This is a genomic window from Bordetella sp. (genome assembly GCF_057362025.1).
The window spans coordinates 1-4,292 of sequence record NZ_JBMQQZ010000054.1 but is presented as its reverse complement, the minus strand read 5'-3'; the positions used below and the strand labels follow the sequence as shown (position 1 = coordinate 4,292).

Annotated in this window: 4 protein-coding genes; all 4 read left to right on the top strand. The window is 66.8% G+C overall.

Annotation, left to right across the window (positions count from 1 at the left end; all coding sequences use genetic code 11):
* Positions 1 to 90 precede the first annotated feature (90 nt).
* On the top strand, positions 91 to 1,092 hold the full coding sequence (locus ACO1P8_RS10805; RefSeq protein WP_486295891.1) for a Bug family tripartite tricarboxylate transporter substrate binding protein: 1,002 nt from the start codon (positions 91 to 93) through the stop codon (positions 1,090 to 1,092).
* 94 nt (positions 1,093 to 1,186) lie between these two features.
* Positions 1,187 to 2,632 carry a 3-isopropylmalate dehydratase large subunit gene (locus ACO1P8_RS10800; protein ID WP_486295890.1) on the top strand — a complete coding sequence of 482 codons (1,446 nt, stop codon included), beginning with the start codon at positions 1,187 to 1,189 and terminating at the stop codon, positions 2,630 to 2,632.
* Position 2,633: 1 nt separating this feature from the next.
* The gene (leuD, locus tag ACO1P8_RS10795) at positions 2,634 to 3,266 is read left to right on the top strand and encodes a 3-isopropylmalate dehydratase small subunit (protein ID WP_486295889.1); all 633 of its coding nucleotides are present in this window, start codon (positions 2,634 to 2,636) and stop codon (positions 3,264 to 3,266) included.
* A 195-nt stretch (positions 3,267 to 3,461) separates the two neighbouring features.
* Positions 3,462 to 4,151: a helix-turn-helix transcriptional regulator gene (locus tag ACO1P8_RS10790; protein ID WP_486295888.1), complete on the top strand. Its 690-nt coding sequence runs from the start codon at positions 3,462 to 3,464 to the stop codon at positions 4,149 to 4,151.
* Positions 4,152 to 4,292: the final 141 nt, after the last annotated feature.

Sequence of the window (4,292 nt, the reverse complement as noted above, 5' to 3'; positions counted from 1 at the left end):
TTTTCGCCGGCGCGCGCGATGGAAGACGCGCCTCCGGCTCTCGCGCGCGTCCTTGCTTACAGATGTGCGCCCATAACGCGGAGACCTTCCATGCAACCGATCGCCCATTCGCCCTTATCGCGCCGCAGCATGCTGCTCGGCGGTGCCGCTTTGGCGGCGATGTCCGGCCTGGCCGGCACCGCACGCGCGGCAGACTGGCCCGACAAGCCCCTGCGGCTGATTGTTCCTTTCCCGCCCGGCGGCACCACCGATTTCGTGACGCGCCTGATCGGGACCAAGGTGGGACAGAGCGTCGGCCAGGCGGCCATCGTCGAAAACAAGCCCGGTGCCGGTACGGTGATCGGCGTCGATTTCGTGGCGAAGTCGGCGCCCGACGGCTATTCGTATGTCTGCGTGGCGGGCAGCTTTTGTGTCAACAGCGTGCTGGTCAAGCATCTGCCTTATGACAGCCTGCGCGACCTGCGGCCCGTGGCGATGATGGGCGCGTCCGACCAGGCGTTGGCGGTGTATCCGGGCAGCGGCCTGAAGAGCCTGGCCGATCTGAAGAAGGCCGCGCTGGCCAATCCGGGCAAGCTCAGCTACGGCTCGTTCGGCGTGGGCACGACACCGCATCTGGCGGGAGAGATGCTGAAGCAGCAGATGGGCGGGCTGGACATCACCCATATCCCTTACAAGGGCCAGGGGCCGGCGCTGACCGATTTGCTGGGCGGCCATACCACCATGATGTTCGGCACCTGGCTGGACTTGCGCGATCTGGTCCACGCCGGCAAGCTGGTCGTGCTGGGCATGGCCACGGATAAGCGTTCGCGCTTCGCGCCGGACGTGCCGACGATGCGCGAACAGGGCTACGACATCGTTTCCGCGACGTGGGCTGGCCTGCTGGCGCCGGCAAAGACGCCCGACGATGTGGTGATGCGGATGAACCAGGAAGTGAACAAGGCGCTGGCGCTGCCGGAGGTGATCGCCGCCTTCGACAAGAACAGCACGGAGGCGATGCCTGGCACGCCGCAGCAGTTCGCGGCGTACATCCAGAGCGAAATCGCGAAGTACAGGAAGGTGATCGAAACCGCCCATATCTCGGCGGAAGGCTGAGCACGCCGCCGGCGCGGGATCCGGCCGCGAGGCATGCAAGGACGGCTTCCGGGGCATGGCCTCCGGGACCGCCATACCTATCGAGGAAAGAAACATGGCTGAAACTGCCCATGCCGGCGCGGCCGCTCCGAAGCCGCGCACCTATTTCGACAAGATCTGGGACGAGCATTTCATCAAGGCGTTCGACGAGCGGGAACACTTGCTGCAGATCGACCGCCTGATGCTGCATGAAGCGATGGGCACCGTCGCCATGCGAGAACTGCAGCAGGAAGGGCGCGCCGTCGCCAGTCCCGCCCAGGTGTTCAGCCTGATCGACCATGCGGTCCAAACCAAACCCGGCATCGGTATCCGCAAGGGCTGGAACGACATCGGCACGCAGCTGATCGACGAGTCGCGCCTGTTGTCGCGCAAGCTCGGACTGCACTTCATCGACGTGGACGACGCGCGGCAGGGGATAGCCCATGTGATCGCGCCCGAACTGGGTATCGCGCTGCCGGGCCTGACTGTGGTCTGTCCGGACAGCCATACCTGTACGCTCGGCGGCCTGGGCGTACTGGCCTGGGGGATAGGCGCATCCGAGTGCAAGCATGTCTTGGCGACGCAGGTCTTGATGCAAACGCGGCCCAGGACCATGCGCGTGAATTTCCACGGCATCCTGCCGCCGCATGTGTACGCCAAGGATATGGTCCTGAACCTGATCTCGCGCGTGGGCGCCAACGGCGGCACGGGGCACGCGGTGCAGTTCGCCGGGCCGGCCGTTGCCGCGCTGCCGATCGAGGCGCGGATGACGCTGTGCAATATGGCCATCGAGTTCTCCGCCAAGTACGGTTTCGTGGCGCCCGACGACGCGACCTACGAGTATTTGTACGGCCGCGAGTTCGCGCCCGGGGGCGCGCAATGGGACGCCGCGGAGGCGCACTGGCGCGAGCTGGCGTACGATGACGGCGCGCGCTTCGACCGGGAAATCGACATCGATTGCACGGCGCTGGAGCCCCAGGTGAGCTGGGGCACCAGTCCGCAGCACGTGATTCCCATCAGCGGCCGTATTCCGTCGCCGTCGGATTACGCCGATCCCGGCGAACGCGCATGGGTCGAGCGCGCGCTGCGCTACCAGGGCCTGGAGCCCGGCACGCGGGCGCAGGATGTCCGCATCGACGCGGCGTATATCGGTTCCTGCACCAACGCGAGGCTGTCCGACCTGCGCGAGGCTGCCGCCGTCCTGAAGGGCCGCAAGGTGGCCGAGGGCGTTACGGCGATCTGCGTGCCGGGCAGCACCCAGGTCAAGCGCGATGCCGAGGCAGAGGGCCTGGACCGGGTCTTCCTGGAGGCCGGTTTCGAATGGCACGACTCGGGCTGCGGTCTGTGCGCCCAAGGCAAGGACCGTTTCAAGGGCGAGCGCATCATGAGCACGACCAATCGCAATTTCGAAAACCGGCAGGGATTGGGGTCGCGCACGCACCTGGCCAGTCCGGCCACGGTGGCCGCGTCCGCGGTGACCGGACGCATGACCCATGTGCGCCAATTGCCGAGCGGAGCCTGACATGGAAAAATTTTCGAGCATCCGGGGTTACGCCGCGCCGCTGATGCAGATCAATATCGATACCGACCAGATGATTCCGTCGCGCTTCCTGCCGCGCGCGCATGAGCCGGGCGTGCTGAAGGAAGGTCTGTTCTCGGAATGGAAGACGCGGCCGGATGGCACACCGAATCCCGACTTCATCCTGAACCGCGCACCCTGGAGCGAGGCCACCATCCTGCTGGCCGGCCGCAATTTCGGTTGCGGTTCGTCGCGCGAGGGCGCGCCCAAGGCGCTGCGCCAATGGGGCATGCGTGTGATCATTGCCGCGTCGTTCGGCGACATTTTCTACGGCAATTGCTTTCGCAACGGCATGGTGCCGGTGATCCTGCCGGAAGCCACGGTCGAGGCCATGGCGGCGGACGCGATGGCGCGCGGCGCCGACGCCTTGATCGACGTCGACCTGGAGCGCAACACCGTTACCACGTCGCGCGGCGAGGTTCTGTCGTTCCCGTCGCCCGCGCGGTTGCGCGCGATGCTGCTGGGCGGACTGGACGAGATCGACCTGACGCTGACCATGCGCCAGGATATCGACGCGTTCCGCGGCCGCGATACCGGCGGCCGGCCCTGGGCATACGCGCTGCCGCGCGCGAACTAGCGGACGGCGTGGCCGCGCTTCCAGCGCCGGAAAGGCGGCGGGCGCGGAGACGGTCGGCGGCGCCGGGCCGGAACACGGTGGGGCGCCGCCGTTCGGACTTTTGGGCAGGAATTGCGTTGAAATTGGCAGCCGCGCCGGCGCGCCGGACGGCATAATTCCGTCCAATGATCCAGGCGCCATCCCGCTCCCGACCCAATGTCACGCGCCCAACGGCTGCTCGACCTGCTGCAGATGCTGCGCCGCCACCGCTATCCGGTGAGCGGCGCGCTGCTGGCGGGGCATTTGGGCATCAGCCTGCGTACGCTGTACCGCGACATCGCGCTGTTGCAGGCGCAAGGGGCGCACATCGAGGGCGAAGCCGGCGTGGGCTATGTATTGCGGCCCGGCTTCATGCTGCCCCCGCTGATGTTTTCCGAAGAGGAAATCCAGGCGCTGGTGCTGGGATCGCGCTGGGTGGCCGAACACGCGGACAGCCAGCTGGGCCAGGCGGCACGCAACGCGCTGGCGAAAATCGCCGCGGTGCTGCCGCCGGAGCTGGGGCACGAATTCGACGACGGCGCGCTATTCGTGGTGCCGGGCGAGCAGGTGCCGGATACGGCGGGCGTCGCGCTGATCCGGGACTCCATACGCAGGGAGCGCAAGCTGCGCATCGAGTATCGCGACGAATACGCCGCCGAAACGGCCCGGGTCATCTGGCCTTTCGCGCTGGGATTTTTTGAACGCGTGCGCATCGTGGCGGCGTGGTGCGAGCTGCGCCAGGGTTTCCGCCACTTCCGTACCGACCGCATCGTCACATTGGCCGCGCCGGGCGACCGCTATCCGGAACGCCGGCAGGCGCTGCTGAAAACCTGGCGCGCGCTGATGTCGGCCGCGACCCCGGAATGACGGCCTGTTGAGCGTACGGCCGCACGATATTCCAGTGACGGCCAACGCTGCTGACAATTTCTGACAGTAGGGCTGGATAGCCTACCGCATCGCGTCCGAATGCCCGGATGCCGCGCGCGGTCGTCCGGCCGATGAAAAAGA

Excerpts from the sequence above, each read along its gene's own strand:
- ACO1P8_RS10805 (WP_486295891.1), top strand. The coding sequence starts at position 91 with ATGCAACCGATCGCCCATTCGCCCTTATCGCGCCGCAGCATGCTGCTC.
- ACO1P8_RS10800 (WP_486295890.1), top strand. The coding sequence starts at position 1,187 with ATGGCTGAAACTGCCCATGCCGGCGCGGCCGCTCCGAAGCCGCGCACC.
- leuD (WP_486295889.1), top strand. The coding sequence starts at position 2,634 with ATGGAAAAATTTTCGAGCATCCGGGGTTACGCCGCGCCGCTGATGCAG.
- ACO1P8_RS10790 (WP_486295888.1), top strand. The coding sequence starts at position 3,462 with ATGTCACGCGCCCAACGGCTGCTCGACCTGCTGCAGATGCTGCGCCGC.